The following is a 17688-nucleotide window of genomic DNA, read 5'->3' on the forward strand; positions in this document are numbered from 1 at the left end:
TGTCGCGTACGTGTGCAAGAAACAATCACGATTGTTTCTTGCACACGTACCATTATTTAATTACTTATCTTCATCAGCCATTGACGTGAGGCGACTATCCAAATAACGATATAAAGTCGACTTACTAATTCCAGTAGCTGCTTTAATGTCGTATAACGTATATTTCTTGCTTTCATACATGGCGAAGGCGCGCTGTAAATTTTCGTCCGATTTTCTAGGACGGCCAATTGATTTCCCACGTCTTTTCGCATCTTGTAGTGTAAATGTAGAAGAATGGCTTAAAAAGGTTGATTGCAACTTTGCGAAAAAAGTAGCCCCTTGAAGCAGTGAACCTTCTTGGATTGTTTGATTGGTTAGTTGTTCATCGATGAAATGGATGATGATTTGATCGCGTTCTGCTAGTCGTAAAATATCTAAAAGCTGGTGTAGTGAATCAGCTAATACTTCGATGTTTTGAACGTATAGTTTATCGCCTTGTTGAATTTTCATGAAAAGATGTTCCTGTTCTCCGCGTTTTTTAGCCAACCCATGTGTTTCTTTAAATAGCTGATCTATTTTGATGTTTGTTAATTGTTTTGTACATTGCTGATCTTGGACAGTCGGTCGGATGTATCCGTATTTCATTTTTTTTGCTCCTGACGTCCCAAAAGGGTTAACTTATGGGAATTAAAATGATATGCTATTAAGATTATAACATTGGTATAAGCTTTGTTGATTGTTTAGGTTTAATGGAAGGGGAACAGTATGCATACTTTAAAACAACAGTGGTTTGGGAATGTGCGTGCCGATATTTTAGCGGGTATCGTTGTCGGGCTTGCGCTCATTCCTGAAGCACTGGCTTTTGCGTTCATTGTGGGTGTAGATCCACGTGTCGCGCTATATGCTTCATTTACAATTGCGGTCATTATTTCGTTTGTCGGTGGCCGTCCTGCGCTAATTTCGGCAGCAACGGGTGCGATGGCATTAGTGCTCGTCAAATTAATGGCAGATCATGGCTTACAATATTTACTTGCAGCGACTATTTTAACGGGAGTTATTCAATTTATACTTGGTATTTTTGGTGTAGCGAACTTGATGCGCTTTATTCCAAACTCCGTCATGCTAGGGTTTGTGAATGCACTTGGCATTATGATTTTTATCACGCAATTGCCTTATTTAATTGGAGGAGGCATTATGACATATGTCTTTGCGGCCATTACGTTAATTTTAGTGTACACGATTCCACGATTTTTTACGCTGATTCCTGCACCGCTCATTGCCATTGTTGTAATGACGGGCATCGCACTCATAAGTGGCGTGAAGCTACAGTCGATAGGTGATCTTGGAACGATGCCAAATTCGTTACCAATCTTTTTCTTACCAGATATTCCACTTAATTTTGAAACGTTAAAAATTATTTTACCGTATTCATTGGCGCTATCGGTTGTAGGTTTATTGGAATCACTACTGACATCGCAAGTGTTGGATGATATGACAAATACACCGAGTAATAAAAATAAAGAAGCGCGTGGACAAGGGATTGCCAACTTCGTCAATGGTTTTTTTGGCGGGATGGCAGGTTGTGCATTGATTGGACAATCGGTTATCAATATTAAATCAGGAGGACGTGGACGTTTATCGACATTAACGTCTGGTGTATTTCTTATGTTTTTAATTATCGTTTTAGGCGATGTTGTCATTAATATTCCGATGCCTGTTCTAGTTGGTGTGATGATTATGGTAAGTGCGACAACATTCAATTGGGGTTCGTTTAAGTTTATGAAACAAGCGCCTAAGTCAGAAACACTCGTCATGCTTCTCACCGTTGTCATTATTTTATATACACATAATTTAGCAATCGGTGTTGTCGTTGGGGTTATTTTAAGTGCGCTTTTCTTTGTTTCAAAAATTTCGCGTGTGACAGTAACGCATGACAAAACGGGGTATAGAGTAAAAGGTCCATTATTTTTTGCATCTACGACTAAATTTATTCAATCGTTTGATAATGTTGTGGAAAGCGAAATCATCATTAACTTTGAAGATAGTCAGCTCTGGGATGAGTCCGCAGTAGGAGCTATTTTAAAAGTGAAACAGCAGCTTAAGCAAAAAGGTGTGGTTGTGCATATTCAAGGGTTAAATTCTTCAAGTGAACAATTGTACCAACAATTCACATAGGGAGGAATCTGAATGAAGATTGCTGTAGCAGTAGATGGATCAGACAATGCATTTCGTGCCGCAAAACATGCAATTTTACTTGCCCAATATTTACCCGATGCGCAATTAGAAATTATTTATGTGGCGGATTATAATAAAGCAAAAGATGAACGCCTGTTATCGCAAAGTCCAGAGAGTTTAGCGTTAAAACGAGAACAAAAGGTACGTCCTGTTTTAGAACTCGCGCAATCCGCTGGAGTAGAAACAAAGATTACAATGTTAAAAGGAAATCCAAGTCAGGAAATAATAAAGTACGTAAAAGAACACTCGATTGATCAACTAGTAATCGGAAGTCGCGGCTTAAATACGTTTCAAGAAATGGTACTAGGAAGCGTAAGCCATAAGGTAATGAAGCATGCGAATTGTCCAGTTACAATTGTTAAATAGATAGATTTAAATAGTCGAGGTTGAGTTGGGGTTTTCTGAGAGTACTATAAAGAGTTCATTTTGAACAAGCCTTATTCCTCCACAAAAAAAGCCCGAATTTCCCAGTATTTAGTTTAACGGAAATTCGGGCTTTTCATATATTCAGTAACTCTTCTTTATTTAGTTGATTTGGTTTTTGTTTTTTAATAAGAATTACAAAGCCAAAAAGAACGCGAAAGTGTATGTATTGAAAAATTGATAGACTATGCCTCCACCAAGAGTAGCTGCTTTTTGAGATGGCTATTTTTTCCTAATTATGTATATAGACTATATACATCGCTTATAGAGTTTGCGATAGTCGAAACTTTTCTGCGCCCAATCCGTATGTATAGAAAGGGGTGAGCGGAATGAAGAAAACGACGATCCTATTTCTTTTTCTATTTGCAGTTCTATTTCCGATATCGGCATTCGCTGTTGATTTCGAAATATCGGAAGTGACGATTGATGCCAAGTTGCAGCCGAATGGAGATGCAAATGTTATTGAAAAGCATACATATGTGTTTGATAGTAAATTCAAGGGGGTTACGCGAGAACTTATCGCAAAAGAGGGGGCGGCTATTGCTAACTTCAAAGCTTATGAAAATGGAAAGGCTCTTAAAGTTGAACATAAAAAAGGCGAATATAAAATTTTTAGATCAGGTAAGAAAGAAACGATTGAAGTTGAAATGCATTATCGCATCGTAAATGGAGTAGAGAAATATGAGGATGGTGCACAGTTTTACTGGCCATTTTTTGATAAACGAAATGAAACCGACTACAGGAGTATGCAAATTGAAGTGCATCCTCCATCAGAGGCGAAAGATGTGCTCTTTCTTGGCTATGATACTGCCTATAAAAAAGGAATGATTGCTTCGGAAGGTACGGTAGCTTTTGTGATGGGAAAAGTTCCGTCGGGTAAAAATGGGGATGTACGTGTTGTCTATGAACCGGAATTATTTCCGGATGTTACAGCGCGAAAAGGAACGATTCAAGACGAACTTATTGCCGAGGAAACCAGGTTGGCTGATAAAGAGGCCGCCTATATCGTCGGTCGTGTTAACGTGGCGAACTACGGATTGTGGACTATGACGGGATTTGGAGTGTTTCTTTTTAGTTTAATCGGATGGACAACGGCTTCGTCTCGTCGTAAAAAACGAGAAGCAAAAGAGCTAGTAGAAGCAAATGGATTTTCTGTCCCGGCGGAAAAACTAAGCATACCAGCAACGATTCACTACACGACTAGTGAAGGTTTCAGCACAGAGGCAACATCGGCTGCGTTACTCGATCTCATTCGAAAAGGACATGTAGAGCAGGTTTCAGATGAACAATTTGAACTTGTGAATCGGGAAGTTGCATATTCGCATGAAAAAGAATTAATAGAGTTGCTGTTCGATAAAATTGGTAACGGGAAAAAATTTAAGCTTACAAATTTGGAGGTCTATACAAAGAATGAGAATAATCATGTTTCGTATAATGCGGCGCTTTTAAAATGGCGTGGCGGTATTGTAGAAGAAGTAAAGTCGAAAGGTTTATATGAAAGACAAGTTGGGCTTCGGTGGGCAGTCGCTTTGATAAGCGTGGCGATGATTGTTGTCGCGGTACAATTTGCTCATTATGAACTTTTTCCGTATATGGCGTTGACTATTATTTTAGTAATAGGTGGATTATTGTTCGCAACATTTTACAAATCTAGAAATCAGGAAGGTCATCTCTTATTTCAAGAGTGGCGGCGGTTTAAGGAAGAGTTTAAAGAACTCGACTTAGATGAATGGAAACGTCTATCGACGGATGATAAATTTCGTGCATACACCTATTCAATTGGTTGTGGGGATAAAAGTTTCGGGAAGCATTTCACGAAATCTTCAGAAGTTGAAAAACACATGACTAACGACAGTTCGGGTTTTTTCTATTACAATCCAGTCACGATGAACACTTCGTTTACAAGCGCAAATACGGAAACGAGTGGATCTTCAAGCACCTATTCAGGCGGAACAGGTGGCGGCGGTGGTGGATCTGGGGCGTTTTGATTATGACTTAATGAATTGGAAGTCAAGGAAACCCAAGTGAGTTTTAAAGAAAATGTTAAAGTTTATTGAAGTAACGGATGTAAGAATTAAAGATAGTTGAGGTGGTTATATGAAATTTCATATATTAGGTGAAAAAGATGAAAAAGTAGAGATAGAGATTTTATCGAGGAGTTATCCTAATAGTTCTGATTATTGGGATGTTAATTGGATTGATTCAAAAATAAAAGCTGAAATCCCAGGTTATCTTGTTCATTTTAAAGCGGATTTAAGAACAGATGAGTTAAGGGACTTTGTTAATGAACTAAAGTTAATGAATAGACAGTTAAAGGGAAGAGCAGAACTAAATAATTTAGAAGGCTATATATATTTTGGTTGTGACATGAACAATGTAGGCCAAATAACATGGGCAGGAGAGGCATGTTATCCTGCTGGCTATGGGGCAGTTCTTAACTTTGAATTTAAATCTAATCAGTCATATTTAGATAGTCTAATTAAAGAATTAGATGCTATATTAGCTGTTTTTCCTGTAATCGGGAAGCCGTAGTTAGTGAACTAACGTGTGCTTTAGCAGAATAGGACTGTCGGGAGACAGGCTTTACTGATCTTTAACTAAAGGTGCAGAATAGCGTAATAAGGTCTTATACTTTTTCGGTATACATTCAACTCAAAAAATTATAAAACGTTATAGGATTAATAATTTTTTGTGCTGATTATATAAAATAGAACATCTGAAAAGGAGTGGGAGAAATATTGAAAACACGAGTAACGGAGATTTTAGGAATTAAATATCCAATTGTACAAGGGGGACTTGCTTATCTTGCTTATGCTGAACTGGCTGCTGCGGTCTCGAATGCAGGGGGACTTGGACAAATTACTGCGGCAACGCTTGGTTCACCTGAAAAACTTCGAGAGGAAATTCGTAAAGTACGCACACTTACAGATAAGCCATTCGCCGTAAACTTCGCTATTGCAAGACATGACGGGCATTATAAAGAATTACTTGAAGTTGCCATTGAGGAAAAAGTACCGGCAATTTCAATTACTGGCGCTAATCCACAACCAGTCTTCAAACGAATTGAAGAAGAAAATATTAAAACGCTTGTTCTTGTATCTGGAGTTAGACAAGCGCAAAAAGCGGAAGAACTCGGTGCTGACATGGTAATGGTAGTTGGTCAAGAAGGAGGAGGACATTTAGGACGTGAGGATATTGGCACAATAGTTCTTACTCCTCGTGTGGTAGATTCCGTATCAATCCCAGTATTAGCAAGTGGTGGCATTGGAGATGGACGAGGTTTATTAGCAGCTTTAGCTTTAGGGGCAGAAGGAATAGAAATGGGTACTCGCTTTATTGCTACCCAAGAGTGCGTTCATGCAAATGAGAAATACAAGCAGGCAATCCTTGATGCAAAAGAGACCGATACAGTAATTATTAAGAGAACATTAGGCTCGCCGGGCCGAGTGTTGAAATCTGAATTTACTCTGAACATTATCGAACGTGAAAAGGAAGGCGCAACATATGAAGACTTACAAGATATAATTAGTGGAAAAGCTAATTGTAGGTATATCTATGACGGAAATGAAACAGACGGTTTCGGATGGGTTGGACAGGTAATCGGTCTTATCAACGATATTCCAACGGTTCAGGAGTTATTTGATGAGATGATGTTTACAGCAGAACAAGGATTGAGTCGTATAGATAATATTATTGGAGAACGAACTCATAGATAGTTTTCAACTTTATTTATTACTATTATCTGTTACTGGTTGCTTCGGCAACCTTTTTTGCAATGAAAGTTAAGATTGTGAAATAATGTACTTAAACTAACGGGTGCTTTACTGGTACAACAGTAATGCTTTTCTTATGGCGCTAACGTAGAAGTTATATAAAATAATTACAGGGGGTAAATTAGATGATACAAGTAATTATAGGGGCTACTTTTCTCCTTATGTCGGCTATTTTGTATGGTGCGAATGTTATTTCAGTTTCGATTGTCGGTGAGCAATCAGAAGTTGGTTATTTGCCAATAATCATCAGTGTTATTACAGGTTTCATGGGTCTTATGTTGTTGTTAATGAAGGAAAGAGATCTAAACGACGGTACCAAAGAACTCGAAAAAATTGTTCGCGATAGTGGCTTAGACAATTAGATTTTTTTAGGGCTAAGAATAATAATGTTGAAGGGAGGAATTAAATTGGAATATGTTTTAGATCACGTTGGAATTGCCGTTAGAAGTATTGATGATGCTCTTCCCTTTTATCTTACTGTATTGAATGGATTATTGGAGGACCGTTATACAAGTGATACACCTGGTGTTGAAGTGCACGTTGCTGTTGTTAGAACTAATGATAAAGTAATTGAATTACTAGCACCAACCAACAAGAACTCTCCAATGGCCCGGTTTATAAAGCAACGAGGAAAAGGGGTGCATCATATTGCATATCGAGTTGACGATTTGGACAAAGCAATACTCGAGGCGAGTAAAAAAGGAGTTCGTTTTCTAGAGGACACACTGCGCACTAACGCTCGTGGAAGAAGGCTCATTTACATTAATCCTGCATCAACTGATGGAACTTTAATCGAGCTTTGTAGCTATTCGAGTAATTAAAAAACCTATTAAAATAAAAAGATAGGGCTGGCAAAATGACGCAGGAAACTTTTAACGGTAACTTGAATAGATTATAAAAGAGCTGGTGCCAGTCAGCGAAGCAGCCATTCCGATTATTCATCATTAACATAAGAAACCACGTATTTTGCTCAAGATTTTGCAAAATACGTGGTTTTTATTATTCTTCAAAATAAAACTCGAAAAACAATCCCTAATGTGTACAACTTGAATGTTGGCGAGGTTTTTTCACGTGTTAACTGTTTCATTAGGATAAATTGAACTATGAATTATCTAGCGCAAGTCATTTAATTTCTCTTCCCATTAGCATACTGGGATCGAATAAGGAATAGGATTGTTATGGGAAAGTAAAAGGTTGATTGACGGAAATAGATTCACTATCTGTATAAGAAAGGACAAACCAAAAGGGTTCTATTCGATAGCATGATTGTCTACTAATTTCACATTGGTTGGAAGGGGAATCGAATGTCAGAATATCATCAGCAATTATCCGTTGAAGTTATGGAGAAGCTGGACGTTACCGACCAAGGATTAAGTGATTATGACGTCCAAAAGAGACAAGAAGTATACGGTACTAATGAATTGACGGAAGGAAAAAGGACAAGTACATTCGCCGTTTTCCTTGGGCAGTTTAAAGATTTATTAGTCATTATTTTACTAATAGCTGCTTTCATTTCATTTCTATTAGGTGAGGTAGAGAGTACGATTGTGATACTGTTTGTCGTTCTGTTAAACGCCATTCTTGGTACCGTGCAACATGTGAAGGCGGAACAGTCTTTGGATAGTCTGAAGACGTTGACTTCGCCAGTTGCAAAAGTAATGCGAAATAATGAACTAGTAGAAATTCCTTCAGAAGAGCTAGTTGTTGGAGATCTTCTCTATTTGGAGGCTGGTGACTATATTAGTGCTGATGGCAGACTAGTAGAAAGCTATAATTTGCATGTTAATGAAAGTTCACTGACAGGTGAATCATTGACTGTAGCAAAAAGTATCGTGCCCATCGAAGAAGATCACGTTTCTATTGGGGATAAAAAGAATATGGTATTCACTGGAAGCTTTGTGACCAATGGACGTGGGACTGTCGTTGTTACAGCGATTGGCATGGAAACAGAAATCGGAAAAATCGCCAATTTACTAGATACCGCAAAAGAGAAGAAAACACCTCTTCAAGTAAGTTTAGATCATTTTGGAGAGAAATTAGCTTTGGGGATTACGATGATTTGTGTAGCTATTTTTACGATTGATTTGTTTAGGGGACGTGAGTTAGTTGAATCGTTCATGTTTGCCGTTTCGCTTGCAGTTGCAGCTATTCCAGAAGCGTTAAGTTCGATTGTTACCATCGTGCTTGCTTTTGGGACACAAAAAATGGTGAAGGAAAATGCTGTGATTCGAAAGCTTTATGCTGTCGAAAGTTTGGGCAGTGTTTCTGTTATTTGTTCAGATAAAACGGGTACATTAACCGAAAATAAAATGACCGTGCAGCAAGTATATGTTGATCAAAAGGTCATTCCACATGATGAACTACAGGTAAAACATGCAATCGAGAAAAATCTTATTATAAAGGGACTATTATGCAATAACGCCGTGGAAAGGGATCGAAACGAAATTGGTGACCCTACTGAAATTGCACTCGTAAAATTAGGGAAGCAGTACAATTTTGACGAATTAATCGTAAGGAACCATTATCCAAGAGTAGCGGAAATTCCTTTTGATTCAAACAGAAAGCTTATGACTACAGTGCATCAGGTCGATCAGCAAACAGTTTTGATTACTAAGGGAGCAGTAGATGTTCTATTACCTAAGCTTGTGAAAATTGAAACGTCTACAGGCATACATGCGATTACGGAAGCACATCGTAAAAAAATTGAAGACGTGAATCGTGATTTTTCGATGAATGGATTAAGAGTATTAGCGCTTGCTTACAAAGGGATACGGGCACATCACACAGTCGGTGCCTGGGGAGAAAGCGAGTTAATCTTTGTCGGATTACTGGCGATGATGGACCCTCCAAGAAAAGAGTCCAAAGCAGCGGTTGAAAGCTGTATAAAAGCGGGCATTAAACCGGTGATGATTACAGGTGACCATAAACTAACAGCCACTGCGATTGCCAAACAAATTGGCATATTAAAAGATTCATCCGAAGTGATTGAAGGAGCTGAAATTGAAAGATTAACGGATCAGCAACTACAAGAAAGGGTTCAAGATTTCTCTGTCTACGCCCGTGTAACACCTGAGCATAAAATACGGATTGTTAGAGCGTGGCAGGAAAAAGGACATGTTGTTGCAATGACGGGGGATGGTGTGAATGATGGCCCTGCCTTGAAACAAGCGGATATTGGTGTGGCGATGGGGATGACCGGCACCGAGGTAGCGAAAGATGCATCATCTATGATCTTAACGGATGATAATTTTTCAACGATTGTCAAAGCGATTTCGAATGGAAGAAGCATCTATACGAATATTAAAAACGCCATTCTCTTCTTATTATCAGGCAATGCAGGTGCGATATTCGTTGTGTTATATGCAACCGTACTTGGTTTACCAGTTCCATTTGCACCCGTGCATCTATTATTTATTAACTTACTGACCGACAGTTTGCCGGCCATTGCAATTGGTTTAGAGCCGCATAATCAAAAAACGATGAAGGACAAGCCGAGGGATATTCACACGCCATTATTAAATAAATCAGTTACGACCCAAGTGGTGCTTGAAGGAGCATTAATCGCGATCTCAACGATTATTGCTTTTCGAATCGGCTTATCAACGGGAGATACGCTAACAGCTAGCACAATGGCATTTGCAACCTTATGTTTGTCCAGATTAGTACATGGCTTCAACTCGAGATCTAAAGAATCGATCTTTACAATCGGTCTGTTTTCGAATATGTATACGTGGCTCGCATTTTTGATTGGTTTTTTCTGTTTAAATGTCGTATTATTTCATCCATCGCTGACGAGTATGTTTAAAGTCGCAACATTAAGTGGAAGACAATTAGGTTTTATTTATTGCTTATCCGTTATACCGTTTTTAGTGAATCAGTGGTATAAGGTGTTGTTTGTGAGACGTAAATGATGCTAGTGGGGGAGATATTGTGAATTTGCTGGATCATGTAGCTTCACATTGGATTGCTTTGTCTGCCAATCCTAATTTCACAAACTATCTTTGAACTTGTGCTTCCATTTACTCGGCCCTTATTCTGTACAATGCCATGTTCCACTAAAAGGGCGTCAATCCTTGTTGGATTAACGCCCTTGATAATTGAAGAGTGTTTCGTGGCTAATTCAATCTGAAATTCATTAAAACTATAAGCACCAAGCAAGAGCCATTTCTTTTTTAGAGCGAATGAATCTGAAGCGTTGAACTATTAAGCAACAGTTAGATCAACCAAAGTTTCAACCCATTCATAACTTCCTTCTATGACGCATAATTATTGATGTGTCAACACATCTTCTATTAAAAAGGCCATATACAAATTGGTTTTTGTAAAAGGATTGCTGGCGTCCATATCTAATAGCAGTTCTACTTTTTTGAGTTTATATAGGACAGTGTTGCGATGAATGAATAGACGTTTACTAATTTTACTCGTACTGCCGTTTTCTTCAAGGAAAATACGTAAAAATGACACGTAATCGGTGTTGTGCAAATCATCATATCGATAAAGCTGTCCAAGTATATCCTGACTAAAGGATTCAATTAATGTCCGATTTTGCACACCCATAATAATTTTATAGGCACCAATTTCTTTATATTTGTATAAGAAGCGGTTGTTGTGCAGCTGTGCTAATTGAATGACAGTGAGTGATTCCTCATAGCTTTTATGGATGTTTTCGTAGTCTTCATAAAAGTTTCCTTTGCCGATGATGACTTTTAAGCTGCCGTTTTTCTGGGTGATTTTGTCGTAGATGTCTTCAACTGTTTTTGAGAAAGGGCTATTGGATGTAGTAATTTGTGTTCGGTTGATAAGAAAGATGAGGTGGTTTTTGTGCTTGAGTCTTAAAAAGCGTTTATATCTATTTTGGAATGCGAACTGAATGAGGACCTCGTAACGATCAATGCTGCTACGTGCATCTGTTGTTGTACAAGTGATGATGGCCAATTCTGCGCCTTGTGGAAATCCAAATTGCGTTAAATTTTGCCTTGTGGAATCGGCGTGCTGTTTGTAGTGAAACAGTAAGTTGTAAAGGACTTGGTCTTCGGTAGATTGTTCTTGCTCGTGAGTGGTGATAAATTGAAATGTCGTTTTTAAAAGATCGGCTACACGGCGGTCCCAAGGCATTTGAAAAATGGGCAATTCATGCTCATTGGCAAACGAGATGACCGATTTAGGAATGTCAGGAATGTAAGGTCCCGTATTCACGATAAAACCAGCTATTTTTTTAGTGTAAGCCAGTTTAACGAGTTGTTCTAAGGATGTATTTTGGTGTGGAAAGTTAATGCCAGTTGTCACAACTAATTCATTTGGTCGGCAAAACATGGTTAAATCAATGCTTTCTAATACATTAATACCTGTAACTCTTCGATACATACCGCCTTGTCCAGCTACTAATGTCAGCATTGGGAATAGAGCCCCCTCTACGATTTTGCCAATAGTCCCCATAACAGCACCCCCTTATTATACAAATAACGTACCATAAATATTGTGCACTTGCACATGCTTTTTTGGTTTTATATCCATATCTTTCAAATACTTTCTATTTTATAATTTTCATAAACAAGAATTTATAATAACTATTAATTCAGAATACTCACATGTGGTAATTTTTTAATAACTATGAAGGAGAGGACTTGCATATGTATAAATGTAATAATAGTCGATTGCAGGGGTTAATTAAACAATTTAGTCAATTTGGTGCAACTGCCAATGGGGGCGTAACCCGTTTGTCCCTGTCAAAAGAGGATGTATTAGCGAGAGACTATTTTTGTGAAATATGCAAAGAGTTAGGCATGGACATTCAAGTAGATGATATGGCAAATATTTATGCGACTCTACCAGGAAAAAAAGATTGCCCACCAATCGTAATGGGATCACATTTAGATTCGGTTGAAAGAGGTGGCAGGTTTGATGGTGTCTTAGGTATTTTAACAGCAATAGAGGCGATACGAACGTTAAAGGAAAACGACATTGAGCTCGAGATCCCATTAATGCTTGTGAATTTTACGAATGAAGAAGGTGCGCGCTTCGATCCGGCGATGATGAGTTCCGGTGTCATTGCTTCGAAATTCAGTAAAGAAAAAATGCTACAGTCTTTCGATAAAAATGGTATTACTTTTCAAGAAGCATTACAGGCGAGTGGCTATGAGGGCGAGCAAGGAAATCGTTTAACAGAAGCCCTTGCTTATATTGAGCTGCATATTGAACAAGGACCGGTATTAGCAGCAAAGCAACGTGAGATTGGTGTGGTCGAAGGCGTTTTAGGCATGGTGTGTTATGAAATTACCGTGACAGGTGAATCAAATCACGCTGGCACAACGCCGATGTCGATGCGTAAAGATCCGATGATTGTGGCGTCTCGTATAATTTCATCTTTGCATGAGCAGTTGGGCAAAATCGACGAAGAGCTTGTGTTCACATTTGGGCGTATGCACGTGGCACCTAATATTCATACAGTTATTCCGAACGAAGTAGTGTTTACCATGGATTCGCGTCATCAAAATCCAGAGGTGATGCGCAAAGTGGAGAAGCTATTGACAGGCTTAGCTTCAGAGGAAAACGGTTGCCACATTCGCCCGGTCAAGCTATGGGGGCGGGAGACGGTATTTTTTGATGCAGCTATTTGCGATGAAGTGGAAAAATCATGTCATGACTTTGGTTATTCCTTCCATCGAATGTTCAGCGGGGCGGGGCACGATGCACAGTATATCGCGAGCATCATCCCCTCGGCAATGATTTTTGTTCCAAGTATCAAGGGGAAAAGTCATTGCGAGGAGGAAGAAACGACATTTGAAGACTGTGCAAAGGGGGCAGACGTGTTACTGGAAACCGTGTTGACACTACAAACGAAGTTCAGCATGGGCGAAAAATACACACTAAACTCATGATGAGTGCAGGCTAAAATACTATAATTCGCTAGCACATTGGTTCATCACTAAAAGTTAGAGATGACGTTTGGGCGACTCCTGGGGATTAGCATCCTAGATGAGACCTTGGGGCGAGCGTGGGAGGAACAAAGGCTAAAAGCGTCACCTCCTGTGACAACGCCTTTGTGACCAACAGGGAAAGATGTAGTTCAATCTTTCCTCGTTGGCCCGAAGCTGGCTCATCGGACGCCCTCCGGAAAGCGCCCAGCCGGAACGGAAATTAACCCCCGTCATGGTGATGAGCCATCATATTAACAGATGTTGATAAGCTTTACATTCATTAATCGAAGGGTGAGGGTAGTGTGAAAAAAGTGATTACAGGTGGACTCATTGCGACAGCTTCAGATATGTATGAGGCAGATATTTTAATAGAGAACGGAAAAATCGTGCAAATCGGCAAAAATTTATCCGCTGACGGAGCGGAAATTGTAGATGCAACGGGTAAATACGTGATGCCTGGGGGAATTGATCCGCATACGCATTTGGACATGCCGTTCAACAACACGGTGACAGACGATGATTGGAAGTCGGGTACAATTGCGGCTGCCTTCGGTGGGACGACGACCATTTTAGATTTTTGCCTATCTGCGGGTGAAGAAAAACTTGCGACGGCTGTGGAAAAATGGCATGTAAAAGCAAAGGGCAAATCAGCCATTGACTACGGTTTCCATTTAATGATTGGTGATTTAACGCCCGAAACAGAGGCCGAGTTACCGTTGTTACTAGAGCAGGAAGGGATTACGTCTATCAAGGTGTTCATGGCATACGCGAAAGAATTCCAGGCGACAGACCGTACGCTGTTTAAAGCCTTTAAAATCGCAAAAGATATAGGCGCTGTTGTAATGGTGCACTGTGAAAATGGCTCAGTTATCGACGAATTAGTAGAGGAGGCGAAGCAAGCTGGTCAGACGGCGCCAATTTATCACGCACTGACGCGTCCCGCAGAATTAGAAGGTGAGGCGACGAAACGGGCCATTGAACTAGCGCATATTGCAGGAGCCAAGCTTTATGTTGTGCATGTTACGTGTAAAGAGGCACTAGATGAAATTATCGCAGCGCGTGAAAAGGGCTATGACGTGTATGGAGAAACATGTCCACCTTATTTAACGCTCGATCAGTCAGCGTTAGCACAGTCAGGCTTCGAGGGGGCGAAGTATGTTTGGTCACCGCCACTTCGCCCGAAATATCATCAAGAGCATTTGTGGAATGCGTTAAAAGCCAAGCAACTGCAAACAATTGGCTCGGACCAATGTTCATTTAGCTTTAATGGGAAAAAGCAATTAGGGTTAAATGACTTTTCTAAAATTCCAAATGGTGGACCGTTTATCGAAGATCGTTTCAGCATTTTATTTTCTGAAGGTGTGGCGAAAGGGAGAATTTCCATCTATGACTTCGTCGATATGATTTCGACAAATGCCGCAAAAATTTTTGGCTTATATCCACAAAAAGGAACGATTGCTATTGGTTCTGATGCGGATATCGTAATTTTTGATCCTACGGTGAAGCGTGAAATTTCAGCGAACACCCACCATATGAATGTCGATTACAACCCTTATGAGGGCTGGGTAGTGACAGGAGAGCCTATCAGTGTACTTGTGCGTGGTGAATACGTCATTAAAAACAAACAATTTGTAGGAGTATTAGGCAGTGGCCAATATATCAAGCGTGCACCGCAGCCGACGACTGCACAAACGATCACCGTGTAAACATCAATCCATGAGGGGGAATGTTTCAATGAGTTCGCAACTCGAACGTAATTTTGTGGAAATGACTAGCAGAATGACAAAAAATGAAGCAATAGAAGAAGCTAATCGCTGCCTGTACTGCTATGACGCACCTTGCATTACAGCGTGTCCAACGAGTATTCAAGTTCCGAATTTCATCAAAAAAATTGCTTCCAGTAATATGAAGGGTTCGGCCACGACGATTATGGAGGCCAATCCGATTGGTGCAAGCTGTGCGCGAGTATGTCCGACTGAGGTTTTATGTGAAGGGGCATGTGTGTTAAATTCATCGACAAAGCCTATTAAAATAGGACAATTGCAACGTTATGCAACAGATTGGGCGATGGAATCAGACGTCGAGCTATTTAAAAAAGGTGAAGCAAATGGACACAAGGTAGCGATTGTTGGCGCTGGTCCAGCTGGTTTATCGGCAGCACGTGAGCTTAGTCGATTCGGCTATAGTGTCACAATTTTTGAAGCAGAAGCAAAGGCAGGTGGCTTGGGCAACTACGGCATCGTGTCATTCCGATTACCGAATGATGTAGTAGATTGGGAAGTGGCACAGATTGTAAAGCTTGGTGTGGACATTAAAACAAACACAAGAGTAGGCGTAGATATTTCTGCCGAGGAAATTTTAGAGCAATATAACAGCGTTATAATAGCGGTTGGTATGGGGGCCGTGCCTAATCTTGGCATTAAAGGTGAGGAATTAGCTGGCGTTCATGATGCCATTGAGTTTGTAAAGCACACGAAAATGGGTGCACTGACAGAAGACTTAATCGGTAAACGTGTTGCGGTCATCGGTGCCGGTAACACAGCCATCGATGGTGCAACCTGTGCTGTGCGGCTAGGTGCGGAGCAAGTAGACATTCTTTATAGAAGAACGGAAAAACAGATGACTGCCTACCAATATGAATACGAATTTGCCAAACAGGATGGCGTTGGATTCAAGTGGCTGACAGCGCCGAAACAAATTATTGGTGATGAGGCAGGGAAAGTAGTGGGACTTGAATGTGTCAAGATGAAGCTTGGAGACGCGGGAGCAGACGGTAGGCAACGACCTGAAGTAATCAAGGGATCTGAGTTTATTATCGAGGTGGACGCAGTCATTAAAGCAATTGGACAAACACGCTTTGTCTCGCTTATTGAAGCGTTTGGATTACAGCATACGAACGGAGTAGTAGACATTGACGAAACGACTATGCAAACATCGAATGACAAAGTGTTTGCTTGTGGAGATGTCGTGTTCGGCAATGGCCAAGGGGAAGCAATGGTGGTAACAGCTGCACAGCAAGGTAAAGATGCTGCTTACATCATTCATGAGCGTTTAAGAAAACCGAGCGAGATCGCATAGGGGGGATGTAGCATGGCAGACTTAAAAATTGACTTAGCGGGGATTAAATCACCGAATCCATTTTGGTTAGCATCGGCACCACCGACTAATTCGGGCTATCAAGTGCAACGTGCATTTGAAGCGGGCTGGGGCGGCGCAGTTTGGAAAACATTGGGCGAACCAATTTTAAATGTTTCATCGCGCTTTGCGGCTGTCGGCTTTAACGGACAGAGAGTAGCGGGCTTTAATAATATTGAGCTCATTACGGATCGTCCGTTAGAGGTTAATTTACAGGAAATTCTTGAAACGAAAAAAAGGTTTCCTAATCATGCCATTATTGCTTCATTAATGGTAGAGCCACAGCAGGAAAAGTGGCATGAGATTGTCAAAAAAGTAGAAGCTGTGGGGGTTGATGGTCTTGAGCTTAATTTTGGTTGTCCACATGGGATGGCAGAACGAGGAATGGGGGCCGCCTCTGGTCAAGTCCCTGAATTGGTTGAAAAGCAAACGCACTGGGTGAAGGAAGTTGCACGTACACCTGTTATCGTCAAGCTAACGCCAAACATTACGGATATTACGATGACGGCAGAAGCGGCAGTGCGTGGCGGGGCAGATGCCGTTAGTATGATTAATACGATTAACAGCTTAGCGGGTGTCGATTTAGATTCATGGAATACGGTGCCGCATGTTGGTGGGAAGGGGGCACATGGCGGATATTCTGGGCCTGCTGTCAAGCCGATTGCACTAAATATGGTCGCAGAATGTGCGCGAAATCCTTTCGTCAATGTACCAATTTCAGGCATTGGTGGAATTTCAAATTGGCAGGATGCTGCGGAATTTATGCTGATGGGTGCAACAGGCGTACAAGTTTGTACAGCAGCGATGCACCACGGATTTAGTATTGTCGAAGATATGATTGATGGCCTTAATAATTATCTAGATGAAAAAGGCATAGCATCGGCGATGGATATAGTCGGTAAATCGGTTCAACGTTATTCTAACTGGGGTGACTTGGATTTAAACTATAATATTGTTGCCGAAATTAATAATGATATTTGTATTAATTGCAATAAATGCCATATTGCGTGTGAAGATACGGCACATCAATGTATTGACCTGTACACAGAGAGTGGTCGTCCGATGCTAAAGGTGCGTGAACAAGATTGTGTAGGCTGTAATTTATGTGCGATTGTGTGCCCAGTAGACGGTGCGATTTCGATGGTCGAAAGAAAGTCCACTATTGCGCCAATGACTTGGAACGAACGTCAATCACTTATTAGTAATTTTGCCCGATAAAAAAGAGG

The 17688-nt window shown here is 40.4% G+C and carries 14 protein-coding genes; 12 read left to right on the forward strand and 2 right to left on the reverse strand.

Translation table 11 applies throughout. From position 1 onward, the window contains the following. Positions 1–60: 60 nt before the first annotated feature. Positions 61–624: a recombinase family protein gene (locus KSU66_RS15725; protein ID WP_269052422.1), complete on the reverse strand. Its 564-nt coding sequence runs from the start codon at positions 622–624 to the stop codon at positions 61–63. A 120-nt stretch (positions 625–744) separates the two neighbouring features. On the opposite strand from KSU66_RS15725, the gene KSU66_RS15730 reads away from it, so the two are divergent. From KSU66_RS15730 to KSU66_RS15765, 8 genes are all read left to right on the forward strand, one after another. After that, positions 745–2154, forward strand: a complete 1410-nt coding sequence (locus tag KSU66_RS15730; RefSeq protein ID WP_269052423.1) for a SulP family inorganic anion transporter — start codon at positions 745–747, stop codon at positions 2152–2154. 12 nt (positions 2155–2166) lie between these two features. Further along, positions 2167–2580, forward strand: coding sequence for a universal stress protein (locus tag KSU66_RS15735; protein WP_269052424.1), 414 nt, complete (start codon positions 2167–2169; stop codon positions 2578–2580). 386 nt (positions 2581–2966) lie between these two features. Next, on the forward strand, positions 2967–4625 hold the full coding sequence (locus KSU66_RS15740) for a DUF2207 domain-containing protein (protein ID WP_269052425.1): 1659 nt from the start codon (positions 2967–2969) through the stop codon (positions 4623–4625). A 109-nt stretch (positions 4626–4734) separates the two neighbouring features. Continuing rightward, positions 4735–5169 (forward strand): WapI family immunity protein, encoded by a 435-nt coding sequence (locus KSU66_RS15745; protein WP_269052426.1) that lies wholly within the window; start codon positions 4735–4737, stop codon positions 5167–5169. Positions 5170–5375: 206 nt separating this feature from the next. Then, positions 5376–6353 (forward strand): NAD(P)H-dependent flavin oxidoreductase, encoded by a 978-nt coding sequence (locus KSU66_RS15750; RefSeq protein ID WP_269052427.1) that lies wholly within the window; start codon positions 5376–5378, stop codon positions 6351–6353. A 182-nt stretch (positions 6354–6535) separates the two neighbouring features. After that, positions 6536–6772: a hypothetical protein gene (locus tag KSU66_RS15755; protein WP_269052428.1), complete on the forward strand. Its 237-nt coding sequence runs from the start codon at positions 6536–6538 to the stop codon at positions 6770–6772. Between the two features lie 45 nt (positions 6773–6817). After that, positions 6818–7231 carry a VOC family protein gene (locus tag KSU66_RS15760; RefSeq protein WP_269052429.1) on the forward strand — a complete coding sequence of 138 codons (414 nt, stop codon included), beginning with the start codon at positions 6818–6820 and terminating at the stop codon, positions 7229–7231. A 483-nt stretch (positions 7232–7714) separates the two neighbouring features. Then, the gene (locus tag KSU66_RS15765) at positions 7715–10321 is read left to right on the forward strand and encodes a cation-translocating P-type ATPase (protein WP_269052430.1); all 2607 of its coding nucleotides are present in this window, start codon (positions 7715–7717) and stop codon (positions 10319–10321) included. A gap of 355 nt (positions 10322–10676) precedes the next feature. On the opposite strand, the gene KSU66_RS15770 is transcribed toward KSU66_RS15765, so the two are convergent. After that, on the reverse strand, positions 10677–11846 hold the full coding sequence (locus KSU66_RS15770; protein ID WP_269052431.1) for a PucR family transcriptional regulator: 1170 nt from the start codon (positions 11844–11846) through the stop codon (positions 10677–10679). A gap of 194 nt (positions 11847–12040) precedes the next feature. Here KSU66_RS15770 and KSU66_RS15775 point away from each other — a divergent pair, with 194 nt between their 5' ends. The 4 genes from KSU66_RS15775 to preA all read left to right on the forward strand — a co-directional run bounded on the left by KSU66_RS15775 (position 12041) and on the right by preA (position 17680). Continuing rightward, the gene (locus KSU66_RS15775; RefSeq protein ID WP_269052432.1) at positions 12041–13288 is read left to right on the forward strand and encodes a Zn-dependent hydrolase; all 1248 of its coding nucleotides are present in this window, start codon (positions 12041–12043) and stop codon (positions 13286–13288) included. Positions 13289–13629: 341 nt separating this feature from the next. After that, complete coding sequence (hydA, locus tag KSU66_RS15780) at positions 13630–15033, forward strand: dihydropyrimidinase (protein ID WP_269052433.1); 1404 nt, start codon at positions 13630–13632, stop codon at positions 15031–15033. Positions 15034–15061: 28 nt separating this feature from the next. Continuing rightward, entirely contained in the window at positions 15062–16405 is a 1344-nt protein-coding gene (locus KSU66_RS15785; protein ID WP_269052434.1) for an NAD(P)-dependent oxidoreductase, read from the forward strand. Positions 16406–16417: 12 nt separating this feature from the next. After that, a complete protein-coding gene (gene preA, locus KSU66_RS15790) occupies positions 16418–17680 on the forward strand; it encodes an NAD-dependent dihydropyrimidine dehydrogenase subunit PreA (protein WP_269052435.1) in 1263 nt (420 codons plus the stop codon). Positions 17681–17688: the final 8 nt, after the last annotated feature.

It is taken from the genome of Sporosarcina sp. G11-34, assembly GCF_026931025.1.

Excerpts from the sequence above, each read along its gene's own strand:
- KSU66_RS15725 (WP_269052422.1), bottom strand. The coding sequence starts at position 624 with ATGAAATACGGATACATCCGACCGACTGTCCAAGATCAGCAATGTACA.
- KSU66_RS15730 (WP_269052423.1), top strand. The coding sequence starts at position 745 with ATGCATACTTTAAAACAACAGTGGTTTGGGAATGTGCGTGCCGATATT.
- KSU66_RS15735 (WP_269052424.1), top strand. The coding sequence starts at position 2,167 with ATGAAGATTGCTGTAGCAGTAGATGGATCAGACAATGCATTTCGTGCC.
- KSU66_RS15740 (WP_269052425.1), top strand. The coding sequence starts at position 2,967 with ATGAAGAAAACGACGATCCTATTTCTTTTTCTATTTGCAGTTCTATTT.
- KSU66_RS15745 (WP_269052426.1), top strand. The coding sequence starts at position 4,735 with ATGAAATTTCATATATTAGGTGAAAAAGATGAAAAAGTAGAGATAGAG.
- KSU66_RS15755 (WP_269052428.1), top strand. The coding sequence starts at position 6,536 with ATGATACAAGTAATTATAGGGGCTACTTTTCTCCTTATGTCGGCTATT.
- KSU66_RS15765 (WP_269052430.1), top strand. The coding sequence starts at position 7,715 with ATGTCAGAATATCATCAGCAATTATCCGTTGAAGTTATGGAGAAGCTG.
- KSU66_RS15770 (WP_269052431.1), bottom strand. The coding sequence starts at position 11,846 with ATGGGGACTATTGGCAAAATCGTAGAGGGGGCTCTATTCCCAATGCTG.
- KSU66_RS15775 (WP_269052432.1), top strand. The coding sequence starts at position 12,041 with ATGTATAAATGTAATAATAGTCGATTGCAGGGGTTAATTAAACAATTT.
- KSU66_RS15785 (WP_269052434.1), top strand. The coding sequence starts at position 15,062 with ATGAGTTCGCAACTCGAACGTAATTTTGTGGAAATGACTAGCAGAATG.
- preA (WP_269052435.1), top strand. The coding sequence starts at position 16,418 with ATGGCAGACTTAAAAATTGACTTAGCGGGGATTAAATCACCGAATCCA.